General features: G+C 75.7%; 2 protein-coding genes. One reads left to right on the plus strand and one right to left on the minus strand.

The annotated features are described in order from the left end of the window. A partial coding sequence (locus SSOG_RS25680) for a metallophosphoesterase (RefSeq protein WP_009717169.1) occupies positions 1–428 on the plus strand: 428 nt, incomplete at its 5' end. On the opposite strand, the gene SSOG_RS25685 is transcribed toward SSOG_RS25680, so the two are convergent. Beyond that, the coding region (locus SSOG_RS25685) for an RDD family protein (RefSeq protein WP_167542512.1) at positions 414–1,138 on the minus strand (725 nt) is incomplete at its 5' end. The genes SSOG_RS25680 and SSOG_RS25685 overlap by 15 nt on opposite strands.

Raw genomic sequence — 1,138 nt, forward strand, 5'->3', positions numbered from 1 at the left:
GGGTCGACCACGTCCGCGAACTCGGCGTCCGCCCCCTGGAGAACGAGCGCGTCGAGCTGCCCTGGTTCGACCTCGCCGGGGTCAACGACGTGGCGGGGGAGGACGAGGGGCAGGGGCCCGACTTCGGCCGGGCGCTCGGCGACCGCGACCGGGCGCGGGCGTCCGTCCTGCTCGCCCATCAGCCGGTGGTGATCGACGACGCGGTGGAGCGCGGCGTCGATCTCCAGCTGTCCGGCCATACCCACGGCGGACAGCTGTGGCCAGGCAAGTACGTCGCGGCGCTGGCCAACCCCACCGTGGCGGGGCTGGAGCGGTACGGCGACACCCAGCTCTACGTCACCCGCGGCGCGGGCGCCTGGGGCCCGCCGGTGCGGGTCGGGGCGCCGCCGGACGTCACCGTCGTGGAACTGGCCTCAACGCGCGCCTGAGGCGGTTTCCGGCGTGCGGACCGGGTCCGGTCCCGGCGGCTGCTCGTCGGCCACCGCCGCCCGGCTGTGCGGCAGTGCGGCGTTGCGGATGCCCGAGGCGTGATCGTGCGGGCCGAGCAGGTCCGGGTGGCGCAGCGTCTCCAGCGCACAGGTGACGGTGAGCGCGAATCCGGCGGCCACGGCGAGCAGTTGGACGGGGCCGAGCGTGGTGAAGACCGCCTCCGCGCCCTGGGCGCCCGGGTCATGGGCGAGGGCGAACAGGCCGTACGGCCACGGCTCGTCCAGCACGATCAGCACGGCCAGGAACAGCGCCGCCAGCAGCGGCAGGACGAACGCCCCGAGCAGCAGCGCCCGCAGGGTCAGCCGCCAGGCCACCAGACCGCCGCCGTCCGCGACGAGCCGCAGCCGCAGCAGCCACTTGCCGGGGGTCGCGCCGGTCGCCAGCGGCACCAGGACGAACCAGGCCGCGAAGGTCCCGGCGAGCAGCAGCCAGGCCGGGAGCGCCACGTTCCGAGCGGTCAGCACGAAACCGGCGAATATCGTCCCGAGCACATATCCGGCCAGGTCGACGGCCAGCGCCGCCAGTCGCCGCCCGAACGGCACCGGTCGCCGCCCCAGCGCCCGCCCGTCCAGCGCCTCCAGCGCGGGCAGCAGCCGCGCAACCGGCCCCGCGAGCAGCCAGCCGAGCAGCGCGCCCGAGGTGTTGATGA

Origin of the sequence: Streptomyces himastatinicus ATCC 53653, assembly GCF_000158915.1 — a bacterium.
Classification (GTDB): domain Bacteria; phylum Actinomycetota; class Actinomycetes; order Streptomycetales; family Streptomycetaceae; genus Streptomyces; species Streptomyces himastatinicus.